A 23,256-nucleotide genomic window follows, 5' to 3' on the forward strand; every position below is an offset into this window, starting at 1 on the left:
GTAGGTGGAGGGTAGTTCACTGATGATAGTATAAGCGCAACTACGGCCTTGCCTGCGCCAAAAGGCTTGGCAAAGCCAAGTTTTCTAATCCCTTCTCTCTCATTCTCTCGTTCTACCCCTCTTTGGCAGATCATAAAATGGGAGTGTCTAGTACAAAGCGGGGAGGATCACTTGCATGAAACGCTACCTACTCATATGGATTGTCGCTTTGCCGATCTTGCTCGTAATGGTACCTGCTGCACTCGTCCACTTTTTTGCACCAGCCATGGATAGCGCGGGCCCAGCCCATGTACCTGTTTCCGTACCGGACAACCAGGTGAATCCGGAGTTATCGAATCTTTCCATCAAAGTCTACCGCACAGAGAAAAAGGTGGTGGAAACATTACCGTTGGAAAAGTATATTACAGGCGTCGTAGCAGCCGAGATGCCTGCGGAGTTTGAACTGGAAGCGCTCAAGGCACAAGCACTCGCCGCAAGGACGTATATCGTGCGCAGGCTAAACGAGGGGAAATTCGATGATGTGCCAGATGGAGGGCAAGTTCTCGATACGGTCCGCCACCAGGTCTACATGGACGAGAATCAGCGTCGCGAGCGTTGGAAGGATCAGTATGAATGGAAGAACCAGCGTATTACGCAAGCGGTTCAGGCTACAGCAGGAGTCGTGCTTACGTACAACGGTGAGCCGATTGACGCCACGTTCTTTTCCACCAGCAACGGATTCACGGAAAACTCCGGTGAGTATTGGGAAAAGTCGATCCCCTATTTAAAAAGCGTGGCAAGTCCGTGGGATATTCAGTCCCCCCGCTATGAAGAGACCGTGATCAAGTCTACCGCAGAGCTAGAAAAGGATTTAGGAGTCAAGCTCGCGCAGGAGGCATCCACCAACGGCTCGTGGTATCGGATCGAATCGACGACGACAGGCAATCGTGTAGCCAAAATTAGTATCGGAGGCAAAGAGTTTTCCGGACGTGAGTTTCGTGAAAAGCTAAACCTGAACTCTTCCTCCTTTACCATGGAGCTGCGAGGCAAACAGGTTTTTATTACAACCAAAGGGTATGGTCACGGTGTCGGCATGAGTCAATGGGGAGCAAACGGGATGGCCAAGAACGGAAAGAACGCGGAGCAGATCGTCAAGTATTTCTATCAGGGCGTTCATTTGCAGGATTACACCCGTATTTTGCAAGTCTAGTTTAAGAGGAGGTTCAAAAAGTCCGGGAAACATAGCTGTCGAATTTCCGCGTTGCGTTGCCCCTCCGCTGCTCACGTAGACTCACCTACGCTGCGCTGCTCGGGGCTGCCGCGCCTTGAACTTCTCGGCTCTGTTTGTCCTCCTTTTTGAACAGCTTTTTAAAATGTAAGCAAATTTTTACTTTTCCCTACTCTCTCAGGTTTATACGCCAAAATTCTGGCGATACTGAGGGATGAGGTGATGAATAAAATGGAAGATCAAAAGAATCAAAATCAACCGATTCCATTCAAGAAGTCAAGTTCTTGGAAAAAAGTATTAGGTAAGAAGTGGGCATTTCCCGCGATCTACATCGGCACCGCAGCAATCATTCTCGCTTTTGTGATGTGGTATCAGGGAAGTGTCATGGACACGGTATCCAAATTGACGAATGTCAAGGATGACGTGACAGTAACAACACCATCGGCTCCTGAGACAACGCCGCAAGAAGATCCATCAGTACCCGTGACCAGCACAGTACAACCACTTGCATGGCCTGTCGGAAAAGGTGTGCAGTATGACTTGGGGATGAGCTTCTATGATGAGCAAGCCTCCAAAGACATTCAGCAAAAAGCGCTGGTTAAGTACAATGACTCTTTCTATCCGCACACAGGTATTGACCTGAAGGCTACCGATGGCAAAAGCTTTGATGTCATTGCTGCTCTGGCTGGCAAGGTAGTTAAGGTGGAAAAAGATCCACTCGTCGGCAATGTAGTGGAAGTGGAGCACACAGACAAAATGGTCACTGTGTATCAAAGCCTGGAAAACGTAACGGTAAAACCGGGTGCTGAAGTAACACAAGGCCAAGTCATCGGGTCTGCTGGCCGCAATGAATATGAAAAAGACGCCGGCATTCACCTTCACTTTGAAGTCCTCGTCGACAACAAAGCAGTGAATCCACAGCAGTATCTGGTTTCTCCAGAAACTGACGTGAAAAATCAATAATCCATGAAGCACCTGTAAAGGCCATTACTTTTGCAGGTGTTTTTTTGTTAAAAAGGGGCCGTAGTGGGAGAGCACTGCAAAAGTCCACCTTTTCCAGAACAACTTAATTGTCAAAGAAAAACGAGCCTCTAGGATCACTTCTAAGGCTCGTTTCGCGTTAAGGGAGACATATTTGTACCCCCTAAAATCTTTGGTTTTTCTAAAAAGACGACTTTTGCAGCAGTCTCTAGTGGGGAGAAGAATATTTCCATTCTCCGCTCTCTGCTACGTCTAACAAGGAAGTATTGACTGTCCGCTCCGCTAAGCAGGACTACGCAAGGAGCTGCGCCTGGAAATATTCTTCTCCTGCGTATCCGTAGTTTTTCTCAAAAAGATTTAAAGAAGTGACACAAGGACTTCTTGAAATGCTTTGAAGCATACGGCACTTCATTTGGCACTAAAGCTCACTCATGAAGTAACTTCTTTGTGCAACTTGCAAATCTTTTTCCGATCGCAGAAACACAACCGTTACGAAGGAGAAGCCGATTTCCAGGCGGAGCGACTGGCGGAGTCCTGCTCAGCGGAGCAATGAATTTGCGGGAATCAGGAACGTAACCCTGAATAAACTCCGTAGCGGCTACTGCTTTTACGTTCCCCCGCGAATCATTGCGCAGCGGACAAAACAGGCATCCCTGCGGGACGCAGACCGGAGCGAAGAATGGAAATCGGCTTCTCCTCACCACGGTCACCCCCCGTGTGGTACAAACTGTTGAAAAAAGATGGGGCCGTGCTGGCTTGTCAGGCTTGGAAACGTAGAATATGTGTCCCTACGCACCCATATATTGTATCAGACATGTAGATACAAGGAGGCGAGTGACGTGCACGACTACATCAAAGAGCGGACCATCAAAATCGGCCGATATATTGTAGAGACGAGAAATACGGTTCGGATGATCGCCAAAGAGTTCGGTGTTTCTAAAAGTACAGTGCACAAGGACTTGACTGAGCGGCTGCCTGAGATAAATCCGGAGTTGGCAAACCAAGTAAAGGAAATTCTGGAATACCACAAAGCCATCAGACATCTCCGTGGCGGAGAAGCAACCAAGATAAAGTACAAACGACGCAGTAAAAAAGTACGTGTAGAACAGGAGGAAAGTGTATAAGAAAGAATTTCCTTGTCCTCTCACGTAGAAGAGCCTATGATATTAGATAGAAATGTAACTGGTAACAGGGAGGACCTTTCATGTTTGGCAAAGATATCGGAATCGACTTGGGGACGGCGAATGTCTTGGTATTTGTTAAAGGCAAGGGCATTGTCCTAGATGAACCATCTGTCGTGGCTATAGACAGTAATACGAGGAAAGTATTGGCTGTGGGGCATGAAGCACATCGAATGGTGGGCCGCACCCCGGGGAATATTGTGGCGATCCGACCTTTGCGAGAGGGTGTTATTGCGGACTTTGAAATTACGGAAGCGATGCTTAAACACTTTTTGACCAAAATCGGTGGGAAAAGCATGTTTGCACGTCCACGTGTATTGATTTGCTGCCCGACCAATATCACTTCTGTTGAGCAAAAGGCAATTCGTGAAGCTGCCGAGCGTAGCGGAGGAGCTAGAGAAGTATACATTGAGGAAGAGCCGAAAGTAGCTGCAGTAGGCGCAGGCATGGAAATTTTTCAGCCGTCCGGCAACATGGTAGTCGATATTGGTGGAGGTACAACTGACGTAGCGGTACTGTCGATGGGCGATATTGTCACGTCCTCCTCCATCAAGATTGCAGGGGATACATTTGATGTGGCTATTATGCGGTACATAAAAAATAAATACAAGTTGCTGATTGGAGAGCGTACGGCTGAAGATATCAAGGTTCAGATCGGAACGGTTTCCGGCGGGCGCCAGGACGAAATGGACATTCGCGGTCGAGATATGGTAAGCGGTTTACCGCAAACAATTACCATTCAATCGGGCGAAATCCAAGAAGCCCTGGCCGAGTCGGTGAGTGCCATTGTACAAGCCTCAAAATCTGTTTTAGAACGAACACCTCCGGAGCTTTCTGCCGATATAATTGATAAGGGTGTTTTTCTGACTGGCGGCGGCGCTCTCTTGCACGGCATTGATCAAATACTGGCAGACGAACTGAGAGTTCCCGTGCTGGTAGCGGACGAGCCAATGATGTGCGTAGCCAAAGGGACAGGAATGATGCTGGACTACCTCGACAAAGTACCAGCGCACCGGAATAAGCGTTTATTCAGGGGGTAAAATGACGTGATCAGAGGCTTGTATACGTCTGCATCAGGGATGTTGGCCTTACAGAACAAGCAGGATGCGCTTGCGAACAATCTGGCTAACATCAACACACCGGGATACAAACAGGACGTGGGTGTGATGCGTTCTTTTCCAGAGCAATTGATCTCTCGTATTCGCGACAAGGAAGGACCTGATATTCAGGGCTTGCCTTCCATGGGTGGACAGGCTACGGTGATCGGACGATTAACCTCCGGGGTGTACATGTCGGAGGCGATTCCGATGTTTACACAGGGCGATATCGAAGAAACCCGCAATCCGTACGATGTGGCGCTATTGGACAACCTGCAGCCCGATCAGGACGGCAACGAACGCCGTCTGTTTTATAGTGTGGCTCGCATCGAGGATTTGAGGCAGCCGGCGCAGCCTGACGATATCCGGTACACGCGAAATGGCAACTGGAGCGTCAATTCGGACGGTTATCTGGTGACGCCAGACGGGTATTACGTGCTGGACAATGATAATCAGGCGATTCGGGTCAATGATCCGGCAACGGGTGTGAACGTAGGCCAGGGTCTGCAGATCAATCAGTTCGGGGAACTTTTGTACAAGGACGATTCCGGGGAACTGCAGTCAGTGCCTAATCATCAGCGGCTGGCACTCAGTGTGGTTACCGATCCGTTGAAGCTCGTCCGTGAAGGAGTCAACGTTTTCCGGTGGGAAGGTGATGCAGATGTGGAAGCAATCGACATTGCAGAAGCCAATGATCAGGCAGCACTTGATGCCGGAGAGTATACTACGCCTACAATCATGGGGCGCTATGGTACCCAGCAGGGCTGGCGGGAACGCTCCAATGTAGACCCGATGCAAACGATGACTAGCATGATGAGCGTCTTGCGTGCCTATGAAGCGAACCAACGCGTCATCACGACGATCGACGGTACGCTGGAAAAGGCCGCTAATGAACTTGGTCGGGTAAACGGTTAAGAAGGAGGTAGCCTGAATGCAGTCGCTTCATATTTCCACTTCAGCTATGCGTGGGGTTCAGCAGGCACTGGACAACACGGCCAACAATTTGGCAAACATCGATACAGTCGGGTACAAGCGTCGGGTAGCCTCGTTTTCTGAGCTGCTCTTTGATTCGATGAACGAACAACCAGCGGTAGATAATCAAAATCGGAATACGCCTGTTGGAATACGAATTGGCAGTGGTGCCCGTCTCGGTTTGACGAAGCTGGACCTGGGTCAGGGAAATGTCAAGCTGACTGATGTGCCGACAGATGTGATGATTGAGGGAGATGGCTACTTCTTGGTCACTCACAAAATCAAGGATGCAAACGGTACGATTGTTGAGGAAGAGAACCGGCTGACTCGAGATGGATCATTCAAAGTCCAATTTAACGAAGATGAGGGCGGTTATGTCCTGCATACATCATCCGGGCACATTTTGACGGACAATAACGGGGTTCCGATTGTATTGCCTGAGCCTGTTGAAAATATCCAGATCTCGCCTGAAGGTGCACTCCTCGTGAACGATATGGAGTACGGCAATATCGGGGTGTGGAAAGTGGACAACCCTGATCAGTTGCAGCAAGTCGGAGAGAATTTGTTTGATGCCGAGTTGCCATCTGGTGAAAACCCGGCAACCAAGTATGAAAATGCAATTGATACCGGAATCGCGACTCTTCGCCAGGGTGCATTGGAAGGCTCCAATGTCAGCATGACGGAGGAGATGTCCCAATTGGTGAATATCCAGCGTGCTTATCAATTGAATTCGCGGGCGATCGGAATCAGCGATCAAATGATGGGTATTGCTAATTCACTGAGAAGCAGGTAATCCAAACGGCATGACGGGGGAGAGAAGAATGGAACGAGAGAAGGGACAACGTTTCCCACGTGATACCCAAGAGGTAAAAGCTAAGGCGAAAACGAAAGTGCGTGAACGGAGCGGCAAGAACTGGAGAATTACCGTAGCCAAGATCGTGATGGTCCCACTCCTGCTATTTTTCTCAGTAGTCATTGGTCTGATGATCGGTTACGGTGTGGTCGGGCATAAGCCAGCTACCGAAGTGCTTGATTTGGGTACGTACAAACATATGTGGGACTTGATGTTTGCTGAAACCTGATTTTTTACGAAACGAGCAGTCTTGATAGAAGGCCCTGCCCATTGGTTAGGGCTTCCTGTTTTTTGGGGGACTTGTTGCGGTGTTTGTCCACAGGGTATAATAGATCGAGTGGTTGAAAAAGGAAGTGACGATCTGAATACGGAGGGATGGCCGTGAATCTTCCTAATTTGCTTACGATCTTTCGCATCGTTCTCATCCCTTTGTACCTGTACGTCTTTTTTACTGAAAACCCGTATCATGTGGAGATTGCACTAGGCATTCTGGTTTTGGCGGGGATTACGGATATTGCGGACGGGTACATCGCGCGGAAGCATAAGCTCGTGACCGCGCTTGGTGTCATGTTGGATCCTCTGGCTGATAAATTAATGATGATGGCGGTCATTGCCTCATTGTTTTTGACAGAGCGGATCAGCGTGTGGGCCGCCCTGTTTTTCTTTGTGCGAGATGTGGCAATGATTGTAACAGGGGCTGTTTACCACCTTCGAGGAAAGAAAACAGTACCTGCCAATACGTATGGGAAATTGACAACTATTTTTTTGTATTTAGTTATCCCATTGGTCATGTATAGATATGAGTACAGCGAAGCGATTCTTTGGACGGTCATTGCATTCTCGTTTATTACGAGCGCGATCTATCTCGGGAAGTTTCGTTTGTTAAACCGCCCGTAGAGAGCAGAAAAAGAGCACTTCCGACATGGGAAGGAAGTGCCCCTTTTATCTTAACCCCGATTCTCTCGCTTACCGAAAGACGGGAGTTGTCTTATTCTCAGTTTACAGTAGGGTCTTCATGCATGGACAAGTCTAGATAAGTATGGAAATGGAGTGTTGAACATGGAAATAAAGGCACCTTTAGATATCATGCAAATTCAGGAAATCATTCCTCATCGGTACCCGTTTTTACTCATTGATAAAATCGTCGAGCTGGATTTGGGCAAAAGGGCTGTCGGAATCAAAAACGTAACGGTGAACGAACCATTTTTCCAGGGCCATTTTCCTGGGTATCCGGTCATGCCGGGCGTCCTTATTGTGGAAGCATTGGCGCAGGTTGGTGCGGTAGCAATGCTCAGCATGGAGGAACATCAAGGGAAAATCGGACTATTTGCGGGGATTGATGAATTCCGCTTCAAAGACCAGGTAAAGCCCGGTGATACGCTGACTTTGGAGGTTGAGCTGACTCGTGTTCGCGGTTCTATCGGCAAAGGCCATGGGAAAGCATTGGTAAATGGAAAAGTGGTAGCGGAGGGCGGTTTGATGTTTGCACTAACCGCAGGAGATAAGGCACATTCATGATCATCTTGAATGTGCCTTTCTTTTCGGGTAAAATGACTATTGGGCTACTATGTATTGAAGGTGAAAAAATTTGTCCAAACAGGTCGCAACAATATTAGGTGTACCATTTTCTACTCGTGGATTCCGCGAGACAGTCGCATATATGGTCGAACGGATTGAGAGCGGACAAAAGACCCACGTGGTGACCGCAAATCCCGAGATCGTCATGATGGCGCGAGAGCATCAGGGCTTTCGTTCTATTGTGGAACAAGCCTATGTGGTTCCAGACGGGATTGGAATTGTATACGCAGCCAAATGGACGAATCAGCCTATTCATGAGCGTGTGACAGGCGTCGAATTAGTGGAAGCGCTTATGGCTGAGGCAGGCAAGCACGAATGGAGAGTCTATCTGCTCGGGGCCAAACCGGAAGTGATTCGATTGGCCGCTGATAAGCTGGCAGCTCGTTATCCGAAAGCGCGCTTGGTTGGATATCACGATGGATTTTTCAAAGAGGACGAAGATGAACAGATCGTGCAGGAGATCGCAGAGGCGAGGCCCCATCTTTTATTCGTTGCACTCGGTGCACCCCGACAAGAGCATTGGATGGCACGGCATCGCGAGCGATTGAATGCTTCGCTGATGATGGGAGTGGGCGGCAGCTTTGACGTTATTGCCGGGAAAGTAAAGCGTGCTCCTGAGTTTTGGCAGAAATTGCATTTGGAATGGTTTTATCGACTTGCTTCCGAGCCTTCTCGCTGGAAGCGTCAGCTGGCTATTCCGCGGTTTGTTGCAACCGTTTTAAAAGAAAAATGGAGTAGCCGTTCCTAGATGCATCCGTAGAGAGGAGAACAGTCGATGTCTGCATTAATCCTCGGATTTTTGACTTCGCTGATCATATCGTTTGTCGCAACACCGTATGTAAAAAAACTGGCAGAAAAAGTAGGGGCAGTGGACGCCCCGAACCAGCGAAAGGTACACACCAGAATCATGCCTCGCATGGGCGGATTGGCGATTTACCTGGGGTATCTGGTCGCATTCTTTTTGTTCGTTCCTTATTCAAGCATGTCGGAAATGCTCGGAATTTTCCTGGGCAGCACCATCGTAATGACGGTGGGGATGCTGGATGACAAATATCAGTTGTCTCCCAAATGGAAGCTGCTTGGACAGTTAGCTGCTACTGCGATTGTCGTCATTCCGTTTGGACTAAAAATCGGTGTAGTCAATCTCCCGTACATGGGCAGTATTGACTTTAGCAGTGGCTGGCTCTTTTGGCTGGCGATTCCAATTACGATGTTCTGGATTGTGGGTGTGACCAATGCGGTCAACCTGATCGACGGTCTGGATGGCTTGTCCGCAGGCGTATCCGCGATTGCGGCAGGGACAATGGCTGTTGTGGCCATGCTCATGGGAGATTACAAAGTCGCGACGTACTGTTTTGTGCTCCTCGGAGCGATTCTCGGCTTTCTGTACTTCAACTTTCATCCGGCCCGCCTGTTCATGGGCGATACCGGTTCACTCTTTTTAGGCTTTAACCTGGCTGCTTTGTCGATCATGGGCTTTAAAGAAGCGTTGTTCGTTTCCTTTATTATCCCGATCGTCGTGCTGGGCGTTCCGCTTTGGGACACGTTCTTCGCGATCGTGCGCCGCATTGTAAACAAGAAGCCGATCTCGAGCCCTGACAAAGGGCATTTGCATCACTGCTTGCTGAATATGGGCCTGTCCCATCGTGCTACGGTACTCACGATTTACTCCATCAGCATTTTCTTCGGTACGATGGCAATCTTATTGACGAAAACGACCAAATGGACCACGATCATCGTAATGGTAGTCCTTTTGATCGGAATCCATCTAGGAACCGAAATCGTCGGCCTCGTCAGCCGCCGTCACCGCCCGTTGATCAATACGTATCGACGACTGAAAATCAAATACGCCGAGCAGCAGCGGCGCACGAATTAACGGATGAGGAAAGCCTCTGTGTCACAAAAGTGACATGGGGGCTTTTTTTCTCCATGAATTGGGAGGAAACTCTTAAGTGAAAAGGGTAATTGTCCGATAAAATAAGTGGATGATAATGGTCCCTTTATACATACAGGGGGAGGGACAGGAATGGAAACAGAAATATGTGGAGAGGTGATGAAAAAGTGCAAAAATGGAAACATTCATTGCGGTGCTGGCTATCTGCTGTTTTGACATTGTTGTTGCTGGTTACCGGTGTGATACCGGCTTTGCCCGCGTCAGCTGCACCAGTCCTGAGTATGGGAGATTGGACAGCTATCGTTAATCCGGGTTCTGTGCTGAAAAACAGTACAGATAGCAATAATTTTGGCGAATATGCAAGTCCGGTGCTAGTAAAAAGTCGAGAGATAACAGGAATTAAGCTAACAAACAGCAAAGCATTGGCTGGAAATATCCCTACTGTGAGAGTAAATGGATCCACCGTTCCATTTACTACGCCCCCATCATTTGATAGCAGCAAGGTGGTTACCTTGCCTACGCTCACACTGGATGATGTCAGCAACAGTCCGACGAGAGTAGAAGTTCAATTGGGAACCGACGCTCCTGCGGTTATGTTTTACAAGTTCGAAAAAGCGTCCTCAACAGGCAGTTTAAACTATGTGATTAAGCCAGACCCAGAGAACTCTGGAAAAACCGGGACAAGCAGTAACCCTATTGTAACGAAAAGCATTCGAGTGATTAATGGGATGAAGATTTCCTATAATGATCCGATTGATGTCAATCCCATTATTGAAGTTAGCCTGAATGGTAATATCATTCAAACATTTACATTGAGTTCATCACCAAAAGCAAACAATAGCGGTGTGAGTATTGATGTGAGCCCGTTTGATCTGCGGCCAGGACTGAATACGGTTCGTCTCTACACGCGCAATACAGGTCACTACCAGGATCTTTATTACGATTTCCAAAGCTCCAACAGTCCCATTGCGCTAACCGACTATGTTGGTCAGGGGACTAGCTTCAATAATGCAGTTCTACACGCTGAGTCAAAAATTACTCTGCGCGGAGTATACGGAGCAGGGGTAACAGGCTCAAATCTGCGTCTGAAGATCGCGACGAACAACGGACTGAATGTTCAGGACTTGAGCAGTACTGCTCCGTCAGTAAATACGTCCAACAATACATTCACCTTTACGGATATTTCTCTGGAGCCAGGTATGAATGTTATTACCTTCTATGAGAAAATGGGAAGCATTACCCGTGAGCACTTTCAATTTTACGTGCAATACAACAATACACCGATGATCGATGGCTTGTCGATTAACGGTACACCGCTGACCCCATCGGTTACATTGATCACAATTCCATCTCAAAACCGTTTGACGTTAAGCATGGATGGTAAAGCGCTGAATGCCAATACTGTAGAAGTGAAGAACTCAACCACAGGTGATACTGTTAACGGAAATGTAACGAAAAGTGGAACCTTCTCTCTCAATTTACCGTCCAAACTCGGTCAAAACGACTTGGAGATATCCGCCTTTAACCAAAACAAAAAAGTCGGTGTCATTTACCGCAAGATTCATGTGGTAACAACCGACAGGGATAATGCCCACCAGTTTTATGATGTATTCCTGGAAGATGCGGCTGATTCAACGAATAAAATTCCTTTAAAGCCGGATATTGTCGGTACGATTACCGGGAACAGCTCTCCTTCCAATACATCCTTCAAAATTAGTGGGAAAGCATTGGTACAATTTGCAGCTTCAACCACCCAACGCTTTAGTGACTTTAAAGTGGATGTTAAGGAGAAAAACTCGACTCTGTCTTGGGATATCAAGGCCATTGGCTATTCAGGCTCACCTACTGACAAAGGAAGCGGTTTTACCGAATACGATATTGCCAGTGTAATCAACCCGACGAGCCCAGCCCCTAGCTTTTCTGATGGGATGACTTATCGCGTATCGCTCAGCTACCAATATGAAACACTCGATACAACGACAAACCTCTGGGTAAAGTCAGGGTATGTACCAGTAAATAATTATCAGTACGAGTTTACTTATACAAATAAGAATAACCCACGATTTGGAAATGTGACGTATGTAAGCCACGGTCTCACAAAGACGCTTCAACCAAATCAAGTAAACATTGTGGATAGTGCCACATTGGATATCGATGTAGGAATAATCAACATGGATAATCCTGCAGGATCAGGTACTCCACCGACTGCAAGTGATTTTGAAGTAACCTATGAAGGTGCAACGATAAACACACTTTCAAATTTTTTAGCTTCAAAATTCCGGATCAACCTGACAAACTTGCCGTCCGGTACGGGAGAACTGATTATCAAGCATGTAAGTTCCAGTTCCACAGTCCGTTACCAGCTGAATGTGCAGAATTCACCGTATGTCCAATTGACATACATTGACGGAACAGGACAGATACGCAGTTTTGAAGATGGTTATCAAATCAAGAGTGATGACGACATTTATACCTTGAGCGGCAGGGTATACAACTACGATGTGTTAAATGGAGCATCTGCAAATATTGAAGTTACAGTAAATAATTATGGCATTGTGGAAACAGATGACAGTGATCCGGATACTGGCAATAAAATGGATGGATTAAAGATTAGTCCAGGTAAGAATGGCACCTTCACGATTGCTCGTTCATCTATTGAAAAATTGCTAAAGAAAAAGGGAAAAGGCAGCCATGAGCTAGTGGTTCGTCTGACTACCCAGCCTTCTGTTAGTTTTACGTATAACATCCTATACGTAACATCAAAGGCACCGACTATTTCAGACATTAAACTAGAGATAGCACAAAACAATAAGAGCGTAGAGCTGTCCAAGAAGCCGACGGACAGTGCATATCAGACTGGAGCTCACTTTCTGAGTAATTTCAGTTTCTCATTGAATGATGCAGTACGGGTGTACATTGAAAAAGGCGGTAAACGAATCGTTGATTACCGTTATGAAGACGGAGATTGGGATTTACAAGACAAGAACCAGGATTACTTGAATACACTCAGAGAAATTCCAGATGGGCTGCAAAGTGAATTCAGTGAATTCAACTTTGAACCGAAATCGAGGACTAAATTTGAAGCGAGAATGAAGTCTTCCAATTACGGTGATTTGATTGAAGAGATTCAACAAGAAGTGAAAGATCAGGATCGACATGAACAAACATTATCCCTCTTCCCGCTGAATTTGAAGAAAAATGGGACTACGGTCTACACAATCGTAGCTGAAGACGAAGGTGGATCAATTCTTCGATACGATATTTCGATTGGTCAAAAGTCCACTAGCTGGGAAGTGCTCTCTCCAGTCAAAGTAAGAGAGACAGATCAGTATATAATTGTGAACAGCAATAGGGTACCAATCAAAGTCTTTGCTGAAAATGCGACCAAAGTGTTGTTCGGCAAAACACAAGCAGTTGTTAAGAATACAACAGAGCGCGACTTTTATTACGACGATGATTTAGGCAAATCAATTCCAGAGAGTTATTATGTTTTTGAGGCAACCGTTCCCTTGAAGAAAGGTTTAAACACAATCAAGTACACTGTAGAAGTGGGAACTGAAAAATATAATGACCAGGTATTGATTTACAATGCGAATTCGTCTGTTGACGGCGCTGAGTATCGTGAGGTTCTAGGGAAAAAGGTTTCGTTTAGTGTCTTTGACAAACAGTTTGAACTGAAATTTCCTTCTGGGACTGTTCTCCTGTCACCAACTGACCAGCGGGCGGGGGAAGAAGTGAAAAACCCAAGCGGCGACATTTTTGTTGATGTTCCGTTGTATTTCGGTATTGCAGATCGGACGACGGGGCAAGTGAACATTCCTGGAGAAAGAATGAAGTCTAAGCTCGTTCTTGAACGCAATTTCAACTACGCGAGCCCATTGTTCTACGTTGACGCTGGAGATACGGAAGCGGTAGGCGGACGCGATCCTTATTATGAAGAAGGGGACAGCAACGAATTCAGAGATCGCTTCGAGAATAACTTGGTCCCTAGCCGTGTCGGTACCGTTACAATTCAGTATGATACCTCCATTGTAAATGCGGCTAATACCTCACTTACTGTCTATTACAATAACGGAGATGGCTGGAGAAATATTGGCGGTGTCGTCAATACCGGCAAGAAGGTAATTACCGTGCCTTTTCCTGGCTTCGGATATTTCATGGTAATGAAGACAAGAGAGTCCTTCGATGATGTCGTTTCCCACGATTATGCTCGGGATGCGATGGAAACCCTCTATGCAAAGGGTATCATGCCTAGTTACAATTCGAGTACCTTTGGGGCAAATCGAGACATGACACGCGGTGAATTTGCCACCATGCTGGTAAAGGCAATGGATCTTCCTTTGAGAGACGGTCCGTATTTGGATAGTGATCAACGCAGACCACAGGAGCCCACGTTTAATGATGTCTATCCATCACGCGATACATGGGATTATCAGTACAAGTACATTGAAACTGCAGCTAGAGCGGGTATCGTTCGGGGCAAGGAGCCAGGATATTTCCGTCCTGATGATTCATTGACACGCCAAGAAGCTGCTATCATGATTGCCCGTGCACTAAATTTGAAGCTGGGAACGCCTGAAGCTTCAAAAATGTCATTGGCTAAAATGTTTACAGATGGAAAAGATGTAGGTTATTACGCGATATCTTCCGTTCTAGCAGTTTCAAAAGCGAAGCTCATGAATGGTGAGCCGAATGATCCTGAGGCAAAGAAACCGACATTTAGGTTTAACCCAAATGCCAACTTGAGTCGGGCGGACATGGCTGTCATCACCATCCGCGTCATGGTTCAACTCAAAAAGCTTCCTAAACAGTAATTCACTACTCCCGAAGAAACACATATATAATAGAAGAAAAGCTGAAGAGGTCATCCGCCTCTTCAGCTTTTTTTGTCATAAGTCTCCAGTTTTTCACGCATGAGAAACAGTTGCTTTTCATGCTCCCATACTTTGCTGTCTAGAAACGTGAGGGTTTTGGAAGAGAGGGTTTCTCTGGCGCTCAAATCGAGAAGAGTCTCTTGCATCTCGTCCATTCGAATGTTGGTATAGGCAACCTTTTGAATCAGATCAGCTGTCATTTCCTCTACTCGGAACAGAAGTGTTTCTTGTCGATCCATCCGTTGTTCTAGGCTTTCGAATTTCTGTTCTAGGTTTTCGAATTTCTGTTCTAGGTTTTCGAATTTCTGTTCTAGGTTTTCGAATTTCTGTTCAAGGTTTTCGAATTTCTGTTCTAGGTTTTCGAATTTTTGTTCTAGGTTTTCAAATTTCTGTTCTAGGTTTTCGAATTTTTGTTCCAGAGCATCAAAACGACTATCATGTTCATCTAAGCGCTCTTCTACTCGATCTAATCGTTGCTCGATTTTGTCCAACCGTTCTTCTACCCGATCCAAGCGCTGCTCAATCTTGTCAAACCTCTGATCCATCTGCTCAAACTGCCTGTCCACGCGATCCGAAAACGCAACCAGCATGTCAAACAGATCATCCAACGTTTTCCCCACGAATTCACACCCCTCACATCTTTACATAAGAGAAAGGATCTAGTAAGAATATCGTAGACCATGATAAGTCCTTCATCAAGTAAAATTACTCCCCGCTATCATCCCCAACCGCTTCCACAGGAACTTCAACATAATTCTTTTCACCCAATTCAATCTGGGCTTGTCCATTGGTCAAATCAACCATTCTGGATACGAAATCATCCTGTTTTCCCTCTGGGATTTGCACATGGGCGGTTACCTTGTCTGTGAAGTCAGTTCCGCTCACTCGGTATTCACCAATGCGCAGCTCATTTTCCACCTTGCCCCACCACGTATAGTCCACACTGACTGAGATGGTTTGATGCAGGGTATGCACCACGATTTTGGCTGCCTTCAGCGCAGTGACCGTCCCGGCTGTATAAGCGCGAACCAGACCACCAGCACCCAGCTTGATTCCACCAAAATAGCGTGTCACGACGACAACGGTATCCTTGATTCCATTTTTCTTGATGCATTCGAGGATGGGCTTGCCTGCGGTACCGCTTGGCTCACCATCATCACTTGAGCGCTGGATTTGATCATTTTCGCCGATGACAAAAGCGGAGCAGTTATGGGTAGCGTCCCAATGCTTCTTTTTGATCATGGCAATAAAGGCAGTGGCCTCTTCTTCGGTTGTTACCCGCTGCGCATATCCGATGAATCGGGAGCGCTCGATGACGATAGTATCTTCGCCGTATCCAGCTACAGTCTTGTATTGCGTAAGCATCGTTCATTCACCTCAAGAAAAGGATAGCATGTGCAAGAAATGTTGGCGAATCCTGAAATGTTTTTGACACATAATCGTAGTAATCTATGAGGCAGTATTGCTGTTCTTTTTATCCTTTTAATTATAGAATGAAAGCACGGTGGGGAACTAGTGTTCTGTTATGGCGGTATTGAAAGGGGGTGAACCAAACGTTGCAACAACAGGATAAACGATATCGAACGTACCAAATGTGGATCAAGCCAGGACATCGCCTGTTTCACTATTTTCAAGGAATGTGTCAACAAGCCAAGAATCTGTACAACACGACGAACTTCTTCATCCGCCAGGCGTATACGGCTTTGACACAAGGCAAGGGGTGTCAACCCCTTCAACAAGAGGTGTTGGATACGCTTCATTGCTGGATCGACAAGATGAATGAAACCCAAATGCTCGCTCATCAAAAGAAGGTCATAAAAGAACTTCTAAAATCTGCGGATCAACGAAAACAAGTAAAGCCAAATGTATTCTCACTTCCAACGAAGGAGAATCCAATGTTGAGTTACTCTTTCTTGGATGCCCTGTTTAAGGCAATGAGACAAGAAAACTATTGCTCGTTACCCACCCAAAGCAGTCAGAATATCATGAAGGGCGTGTTTCAAAACTGGAAGGGCTTCTTTGCTTCACGTAAAGCGTATCAGAAAAATCCTGTGGCTTTCACAGGAAAGCCACACATCCCAAAGTATTCCCGTTCGCTTCAAAAAGAAGTGATCCTCACCAACCAGGATTGCGTGATCAAAGAAGGGAAATACCTCAAGCTTCCGTTTACCAAATATCGCTTGAATATTGGGAAAGTAGGCTCTACCAAGGGAAAGCTCATGCAGGTGCGAGTGATTCCTTCGTATGGAGGATACGTGGTGGAGTGCGTCTTCTCTTGTGAAAGCCATCCGCAAGAACATCCTTTGGATCGGGTGATGGCGATTGATTTGGGCATCGACAACCTGGCAACCATCGTGACGAACACAGGCAAAACACCTACGTTAGTCAAGGGCAAGGCGGTCAAGTCGATCAATCAATATTACAACAAACAGAAAGCCTATTATCTAGGCATCTTGCGTCAAGGTAAAAAGCCAAACGAAGGGCAGAAAACGTCTCATCGTTTAGAATGCCTGCATCGCAAGCGATTCCTGAAAATCAAGGACTTTTTTCATAAGGCAAGCCATCACATCCTCCAGATTGCCCTGCAAGAAAAAATCGGTACAATTGTGATCGGTCATAACACCCACTGGAAGAGAGAATCCAACATGGGAAAGCGAAACAATCAGTCGTTTTGCCACATTCCACATACCTTGTTGATTCAGATGATTGCGTACAAAGCAAAACATCTGGGAATCCAAACTATTGTACGGGAGGAATCGTACACGTCGAAGGCAAGCTTTCTGGATGGCGATAATACTCCCACCTATGGGGAGGGCGACACCAAGAAGGTGTTTTCCGGGAAACGGATTCATCGTGGCATGTATCGCTCCGCCAAAGGGACACTCATCAATGCGGATGTAAATGGAGCGTACAACATTTTACGAAAAGAAGTTCCAAATGCCTTTGCAAATGGAATAGAGGGGTTGGATAGCCTGCTGGCTGTCGCTGTGTCAACTCCCCTTGTGTTAATCATCCGATAAGGATGACACATAAGAAACCCCCGCTTCAACTAACATTTAGTGGTGGGAGTATTCATATATGATAAAGTGCATATAAATCCCTTATGAAAATACTGGAAATACACTAATTTTTCGTGTGCGAAACATCACTCTGTGATATAGTGATTTTGGGACAAACTGTAATATTTCAAGTAGTGAAAAGTTTTACAATCAATACATTCTAAAGGAGTGGAAACAAGTGAATTTTCCATACGCAAACAAGAAATGGATGACGATCAGCTTGGCGGCTGTGCTGACTACAGCGATTGGAGCAGGAACCTTGACTGCATCTGCAAATACAGGCTCCGAACAAGCGAAAACCACTGCAACGGCACCAGCACAAACACAAGCAACACCAGATAAAGTAGCAGCAGAAACCGGGAGCTCTACAGCACCTGCTGCAACGGCTGCAGAAGAGCTGACACTGGAAAAAGCAATTGAACAAGCACTCAAAACAAACAATACGCTGGTAAATGCTCGTTTTGACGCGAAGAACGCGGATTACAATCAACAACTTTCCTACAAAACTTCGGCAGATATGCCCGCTGAAATGATCGAATCTTTGGAGGCTGCAAAGGCAAAGCATCTTGGGAACGCTCAAGGAGAACTCACGAAAAAGCTGAATGCTTTGGCCGTAACAGCGACAGAAGGCAAAATTAAGCTGGGTGCTCAAAATGCTTTTTATAACCTGATTTTCGCTCAGGATGATTATCAGTTGAAAAAACAAAGTTTGTCTCGTGCAGAAACACAGCTCAAAGTAGCAAAAGCTGCTTTTGATGTAGGAACAAAAGCAAAAACTGATGTTCTGCAAGCAGAAATGGGCGTAGCAGGCGCACAAGCAGCTCTGACCTCTGCAGAAAACAGTGTCCAGATTGCGATTATGGAGCTGAATGACTTCCTGGGCACCGATCTGACGAAAAAGTGGAAGGTTACTTCTTCTAATAAGCAGACTGCACCGGTCACAATGACAATGGAGCAGGCGCAAGCGCAAGCCCTTTCCAAGCGTATCGAAATGACAAAAGTGCAGGAAGAATTGAATCTGGCGGAATTAAACGTGAAGCTCATCAGTGAATATTCAATTGTTTCCGGTCTGCCAGGTAAAATTGCACGGACCAACGTGGAAAAGGCTAAAGCGACGATAGAAGAGCAAAAACGCGTTATCTCGAAAGAAGTGGCACAGGCTTATCTCAATCTGAATGCTGCAAGAGAAGCGATTGATTTTCAAAAGAAAGCGAAAGACTCTGCTGCGGAAAGCTATCGTTTGACCAATCTGCGCTTTGAAAACGGGCTTGCAACTACACTCGAAGTCGTACAGGCAGAAGAAGAGCTGTCCAGCAGAGAGAACCAATACCAAAAAGCGATCCTTTCCTATAACCTGGCTGTTGTAAACTTCGAAACATCCCTCGGTAACTAAGCAACGTGATTCAAGAAAGATTTGTAAGCTTTTGAATGGAATTGGAAAAAGGTTCAATGGTGACAGTCCGCCCTACGTACCCTATAATACAAATTGTGGCGGATGTCACTTCGTACATAATACAAGTGAATATGATCTTCGAAAAAAAACAAACTTTTTTTCGAAGGAACCGCAACTTTTGCGAAGCTCAGGCGTTTAATAGGATGTCACACGAAAAACGGGGAATTGTGTAAAAAAGATTCACGAATTCTAGCAGTTGTGTTACACTAGTGATTGTTGCATTTTACACAATACTGAATATACTAGAGATTTTTAACACAAAAAAGCGAAGCTGTCCTGCGAAAGGAGGTGACACGCGCTTGCAGGATTCGGGCTTTAAAAAGAAAGATAGATTAACAACAAATATTCCCCAAGAACAATTTGTTTATACTAGAGGAGGAGAACACAAGGTTATGAAAAAGGTCGTTAACAGTGTATTGGCTAGTGCACTCGCACTTACTGTTGCTCCAATGGCTTTCGCAGCAGAAGATGCAACTACAGCTCCTAAAATGGACGCTGCTATGGAGAAAACCGTAAAACGTCTGGAAGCTCTTGGCCTGGTAGCAGGTTATGGCAATGGCGAGTACGGTATTGAGAAAAACATCACTCGTGCAGAGTTCGCTACTTTGATCGTTCGCGCTCGCGGACTGGAGCAAGGTGCGAAACTGGCACAATTCACTAGTACTTATACAGACGTTAAATCTGCCGATTGGTTTGCTGGTTTCGTAAACGTAGCTTCCGGCGAAGAAATCGTAAAAGGTTTCCCGGACAAATCTTTCAAACCGCAAAACAATGTTACTTATGCTGAAGCAGTAACTATGATCGTTCGTGCACTGGGTTATGCGCCATCCGTTAACGGTGTATGGCCAAACAGCATGATCTCCAAAGCTTCTGAGCTGAACATTGCAAAAGGTATCGCTAACCCTAACAATGCAGCAGTTCGTGGCGATGTATTCAAAATGTTGGATAACGCTCTTCGCGTTGACCTGATGGAGCAAGTTGAATACGGTACAGACATCCGTTTCCAAGTTTCCGACAAAACTCTCTTGACCAAATATCTGAAAGTTACTGTACGTGACATGGATTGGGCTCACGAAACAGGTAACGATTCCGATGACTTGCCACTCGTAACTAACGTACCAGCTATCGGTTTGGGTAAACTGAAAGCTAACGAAGTTACTTTGTCCGGTAAAGATGCTGGTCTGGGTAGCAACACTACTTACAAAGTAGCTGATGGCATCAACCCTAACGAATACGATGGACAAAAAGTACAAGTTTGGATCAAAGATGACAGAGAAAATGTTATCGTTTGGATGGAAGGTTCCGAAGACGAAGAAGTTGTTATGGACCGCGTAGCAACACTGTATTACAAAGGTAAAGAAATCGATGAAGATAAACTGAAAGATCTGTCCAAAAAAGATATTGCTGATCTGAAATTGGAACTGGATGCAAGCGAGAAATCCTACCGCTTGACAGAAGATACAAAAGTAACTTACAACTTCACTCGTTTCAACGATACACTCGATGCTCTGCAAAAAATCATGAAAGACAATAACGCCAACAGCAATACTTTCGGTGTTAAAGTTGTTCTGAATGATGCTAACGAGATTGCTTACATCCACGTTATTGACGACCAAACGATCGACAAGAACGTAAAAGGCGTTAAATACGGTTCCAAAGTTATCAGCAAAATCGATGCTGACAAGAAAAAAATCACGAACCTGGATAACTCCAAGTACAACGAACTGGAAGACCAAGACGAAGGAAAAGACTTCATCGTATTCCTCAATGGTAAACCAGCTAAATTTAGCGACCTGAAAGAAAACGACGTTTACAGCATTTACTATGCTGATGGCGACGAAGACAAATACCTGGTGTTCGCTACCAATACAACAGTAGAAGGTAAAGTTGACAAAGTAGTTAGCCGCAACAGCACAGACATCCGTGTAACTGTTGGGGACAAAACTTACAAAGTTTACAAAAACGCTTCCTACTCCGATGACGCTAACAAAGACATTAAGAAAATCGACGACTCTAACCTGGATCTGATCAGCAACCTGGATGGAGAAGAAGTAAAACTTCTCTTGGATGCTTCTGGCCGTGTTCGTCACATTCAAACAAAAGATGCTATCGACGATCGCAAACCAAAAGCAATCGTTACTCGTCAAGCTGTTTACAACTCCAGCAAAGATACGTATGACTTCGTAGTATTGACTCAAAAAGGTAAAAAAGAGAACGTATCTCTGGATAAGAAAAACATCGTTGATAAAGATGGCAAAAACTTCGATAAGAACGGCAGACCTGAAAGTGACATCGAAAAAATCCTCACACCTAAGAAAGACGGCAGCACAGTTCTGTTGGAACTGAACTACAATTCCAAAGGTGAAGTGGACAAAGCGAAGATCCTGGATCGTGAACTGATCGCTTCTTCCGGACAAACATGGGATGACTTGGCAGATGAAGATGACAACGTAGTTGGCGACTATGAAGTAACCGACAAAACTGCGATCTTCAAAATGACTGGTGAGATCACTAGCGGTGAGAGACGTCCTGAGTTGAAAAACGCTGGAACAGTGAAGTTCAAATCTATCGCTGACGAAAGCAACCTGAAAGTTTACTATACTGTAAATGAAGATAAAGGCGAAGTAGACGCTATCTTCGTAGTAGAAGGTAGCGGTCTTGGCAGCGATGTCCATTACGGTATGGTTAAAGACTACAACACTTCTGGCAAACAGGACTCCGTTAAGTTAGTAACCAAAGACGGCAATGAAGTTGTTGAAAAAGAATACAAACTCGATGGCGATGCTGACGACATGAAAGTTGATGCAGGCATCAAACGCGGAGATTTCATCGCATTCACACTCAACTCCGAAAATGAAGTTGAAGTTGACGATGTAATCGAAGTTGTAAATGGCAACTACATCAGTGACAAGAGTTACCCAGAAATCATCGACGAGAAAACTGCTGAAGATGCTGGAATCGACAGAATCATGGTAGCCTACGTTGAAGAAGTTGATGGAGACAAAATCACTTACAACAAAAAGCCATACTACACAAAAGCTTCCACAGCATTCATCGACGTATGGGATGATCTGAAAGGCGTAGATGGAGTAGACGAAGACGACTACGTTGTAATGATCGACACTAAAGAGAACGGCGGTACTCGTTTCGACTACGTACTGATCGTATCCAACAAAGATGAAATCAAGAAACGCAACATCAAAGATGAAGCTGTTCAAGCGTTCTTGGATCAAACTCCAATTGAAAATCCAGGACCAGTTGATCCAATCGTAAATACTAAAAAAGTAACATCTGAAGAAAAAGTAATTCTGAGTAACAGCGTAGCATATGTGGTAAAAGGTGCTGCTGGATCTGTAGACACACAGAAACTCGACAAACTCGAATATAAACTGGGTGACAAGACCGGTGAAATCGAAGTTAACGATGACGGTTCTTTCCAATTCGTTACTGAAGATTTGTATGACAAAGGAACTTACGATTCTATCAAGCTGATTGCTACTTCTACTGATGACAAAACTAAAGAATATACTTTCAGCTTCTAATTTTCGGTTAAGAATTTCTAATGCTGTAGAAGCATTGGCATAGTTTTTGATAGGATCGGCCGGAAAGTCAAGAAGGGCTTTCCGGCTCCTACTTAATCTATTAAGTGAAACACCTTCTGGCAGATTTATACAGAGACCAAATGATTAATTGGAGGGGTAGTACGTGAATAAAAAGGTAGTCTTGTCTGTACTTTCGACTGCACTTGTTACAAGCATGACCACATCTGCATTTGCATTAGAAGCAGGTCTTTACATCGGCGGTAACGTTGATAAATATTATTCGATTCCGACTTTTGTGGCGAACGAAGCAGCTGCTCGTGCTGAAATTAACGCTCTTAGCGATCTGAGCAAGATTTTGTATGTACAGTCCGATGGAACAGCAGCAAATGTATATGATATTGCATTGGCTGACAAAATGGCTGATGTACTCAAACAAGTTACATTAGCTGATTTCGAAGGTAATGTTTATAAAAATGCTGCAACTGGTGCTACTTATGATCCTTCGACAGATCCGGAAGTTCCAGGAGTTACTGGTGAATTGAAAGTTGAATCGGTAAGTGCTATT

17 protein-coding genes and 1 pseudogene are annotated in these 23,256 nt (G+C 45.5%); 16 read left to right on the forward strand and 2 right to left on the reverse strand.

The genetic code is table 11. The features are described from left to right. The first annotated feature begins 175 nt into the window (after positions 1-175). The 12 genes from spoIID to ACIFQN_RS35515 all read left to right on the forward strand — a co-directional run bounded on the left by spoIID (position 176) and on the right by ACIFQN_RS35515 (position 14,577). Positions 176-1,189 (forward strand): stage II sporulation protein D, encoded by a 1,014-nt coding sequence (gene spoIID / locus ACIFQN_RS35460; RefSeq protein ID WP_429837744.1) that lies wholly within the window; start codon positions 176-178, stop codon positions 1,187-1,189. A gap of 249 nt (positions 1,190-1,438) precedes the next feature. After that, positions 1,439-2,170: a peptidoglycan DD-metalloendopeptidase family protein gene (locus ACIFQN_RS35465; RefSeq protein ID WP_429837745.1), complete on the forward strand. Its 732-nt coding sequence runs from the start codon at positions 1,439-1,441 to the stop codon at positions 2,168-2,170. Between the two features lie 857 nt (positions 2,171-3,027). Further along, positions 3,028-3,312: a sporulation transcriptional regulator SpoIIID gene (spoIIID, locus tag ACIFQN_RS35470; protein ID WP_003388385.1), complete on the forward strand. Its 285-nt coding sequence runs from the start codon at positions 3,028-3,030 to the stop codon at positions 3,310-3,312. A gap of 80 nt (positions 3,313-3,392) precedes the next feature. Continuing rightward, positions 3,393-4,409 (forward strand): rod shape-determining protein, encoded by a 1,017-nt coding sequence (locus ACIFQN_RS35475; RefSeq protein ID WP_429837746.1) that lies wholly within the window; start codon positions 3,393-3,395, stop codon positions 4,407-4,409. A gap of 6 nt (positions 4,410-4,415) precedes the next feature. Continuing rightward, complete coding sequence (locus ACIFQN_RS35480; RefSeq protein WP_429837747.1) at positions 4,416-5,381, forward strand: flagellar hook-basal body protein; 966 nt, start codon at positions 4,416-4,418, stop codon at positions 5,379-5,381. Between the two features lie 16 nt (positions 5,382-5,397). Beyond that, complete coding sequence (locus ACIFQN_RS35485; protein WP_429837748.1) at positions 5,398-6,231, forward strand: flagellar hook-basal body protein; 834 nt, start codon at positions 5,398-5,400, stop codon at positions 6,229-6,231. 28 nt (positions 6,232-6,259) lie between these two features. Then, positions 6,260-6,520: a DNA-directed RNA polymerase subunit beta gene (locus ACIFQN_RS35490; protein WP_429837749.1), complete on the forward strand. Its 261-nt coding sequence runs from the start codon at positions 6,260-6,262 to the stop codon at positions 6,518-6,520. A gap of 146 nt (positions 6,521-6,666) precedes the next feature. After that, positions 6,667-7,188, forward strand: coding sequence for a CDP-alcohol phosphatidyltransferase family protein (locus ACIFQN_RS35495; protein ID WP_429837750.1), 522 nt, complete (start codon positions 6,667-6,669; stop codon positions 7,186-7,188). A gap of 162 nt (positions 7,189-7,350) precedes the next feature. Further along, on the forward strand, positions 7,351-7,809 hold the full coding sequence (fabZ, locus tag ACIFQN_RS35500) for a 3-hydroxyacyl-ACP dehydratase FabZ (protein WP_429837751.1): 459 nt from the start codon (positions 7,351-7,353) through the stop codon (positions 7,807-7,809). A gap of 70 nt (positions 7,810-7,879) precedes the next feature. Beyond that, entirely contained in the window at positions 7,880-8,617 is a 738-nt protein-coding gene (locus tag ACIFQN_RS35505; RefSeq protein ID WP_429837752.1) for a WecB/TagA/CpsF family glycosyltransferase, read from the forward strand. A 27-nt stretch (positions 8,618-8,644) separates the two neighbouring features. Then, entirely contained in the window at positions 8,645-9,745 is a 1,101-nt protein-coding gene (locus tag ACIFQN_RS35510) for a glycosyltransferase family 4 protein (protein WP_429837753.1), read from the forward strand. 185 nt (positions 9,746-9,930) lie between these two features. Then, positions 9,931-14,577 carry an S-layer homology domain-containing protein gene (locus tag ACIFQN_RS35515; RefSeq protein ID WP_429837754.1) on the forward strand — a complete coding sequence of 1,549 codons (4,647 nt, stop codon included), beginning with the start codon at positions 9,931-9,933 and terminating at the stop codon, positions 14,575-14,577. 62 nt (positions 14,578-14,639) lie between these two features. Here the strand turns inward: ACIFQN_RS35515 and ACIFQN_RS35520 are convergent, their stop codons facing one another. Then, on the reverse strand, positions 14,640-15,257 hold the full coding sequence (locus tag ACIFQN_RS35520; RefSeq protein ID WP_429837755.1) for a hypothetical protein: 618 nt from the start codon (positions 15,255-15,257) through the stop codon (positions 14,640-14,642). Positions 15,258-15,342: 85 nt separating this feature from the next. Then, positions 15,343-16,002 (reverse strand): YigZ family protein, encoded by a 660-nt coding sequence (locus tag ACIFQN_RS35525; RefSeq protein WP_429837756.1) that lies wholly within the window; start codon positions 16,000-16,002, stop codon positions 15,343-15,345. A 227-nt stretch (positions 16,003-16,229) separates the two neighbouring features. Between ACIFQN_RS35525 and ACIFQN_RS35530 the strand changes: the two genes are divergently transcribed. From ACIFQN_RS35530 to ACIFQN_RS35545, 4 genes and pseudogenes are all read left to right on the forward strand, one after another. Continuing rightward, a complete protein-coding gene (locus ACIFQN_RS35530) occupies positions 16,230-17,657 on the forward strand; it encodes an RNA-guided endonuclease InsQ/TnpB family protein (RefSeq protein ID WP_429837760.1) in 1,428 nt (475 codons plus the stop codon). A gap of 217 nt (positions 17,658-17,874) precedes the next feature. Further along, the gene (locus tag ACIFQN_RS35535) at positions 17,875-19,089 is read left to right on the forward strand and encodes a TolC family protein (protein ID WP_429837757.1); all 1,215 of its coding nucleotides are present in this window, start codon (positions 17,875-17,877) and stop codon (positions 19,087-19,089) included. Positions 19,090-19,448: 359 nt separating this feature from the next. Next, positions 19,449-22,691 carry an S-layer homology domain-containing protein gene (locus ACIFQN_RS35540; RefSeq protein WP_429837758.1) on the forward strand — a complete coding sequence of 1,081 codons (3,243 nt, stop codon included), beginning with the start codon at positions 19,449-19,451 and terminating at the stop codon, positions 22,689-22,691. Between the two features lie 163 nt (positions 22,692-22,854). Continuing rightward, a pseudogene (locus ACIFQN_RS35545) lies at positions 22,855-23,256 on the forward strand (sugar-binding domain protein); the annotation flags it as partial.

This window comes from Brevibacillus sp. NRS-1366, assembly GCF_050467985.1.

Excerpts from the sequence above, each read along its gene's own strand:
- ACIFQN_RS35525 (WP_429837756.1), bottom strand. The coding sequence starts at position 16,002 with ATGCTTACGCAATACAAGACTGTAGCTGGATACGGCGAAGATACTATC.
- ACIFQN_RS35495 (WP_429837750.1), top strand. The coding sequence starts at position 6,667 with ATGGCCGTGAATCTTCCTAATTTGCTTACGATCTTTCGCATCGTTCTC.
- ACIFQN_RS35510 (WP_429837753.1), top strand. The coding sequence starts at position 8,645 with ATGTCTGCATTAATCCTCGGATTTTTGACTTCGCTGATCATATCGTTT.
- spoIID (WP_429837744.1), top strand. The coding sequence starts at position 176 with ATGAAACGCTACCTACTCATATGGATTGTCGCTTTGCCGATCTTGCTC.
- ACIFQN_RS35530 (WP_429837760.1), top strand. The coding sequence starts at position 16,230 with ATGTGGATCAAGCCAGGACATCGCCTGTTTCACTATTTTCAAGGAATG.
- ACIFQN_RS35465 (WP_429837745.1), top strand. The coding sequence starts at position 1,439 with ATGGAAGATCAAAAGAATCAAAATCAACCGATTCCATTCAAGAAGTCA.
- ACIFQN_RS35475 (WP_429837746.1), top strand. The coding sequence starts at position 3,393 with ATGTTTGGCAAAGATATCGGAATCGACTTGGGGACGGCGAATGTCTTG.
- fabZ (WP_429837751.1), top strand. The coding sequence starts at position 7,351 with ATGGAAATAAAGGCACCTTTAGATATCATGCAAATTCAGGAAATCATT.
- ACIFQN_RS35485 (WP_429837748.1), top strand. The coding sequence starts at position 5,398 with ATGCAGTCGCTTCATATTTCCACTTCAGCTATGCGTGGGGTTCAGCAG.
- ACIFQN_RS35490 (WP_429837749.1), top strand. The coding sequence starts at position 6,260 with ATGGAACGAGAGAAGGGACAACGTTTCCCACGTGATACCCAAGAGGTA.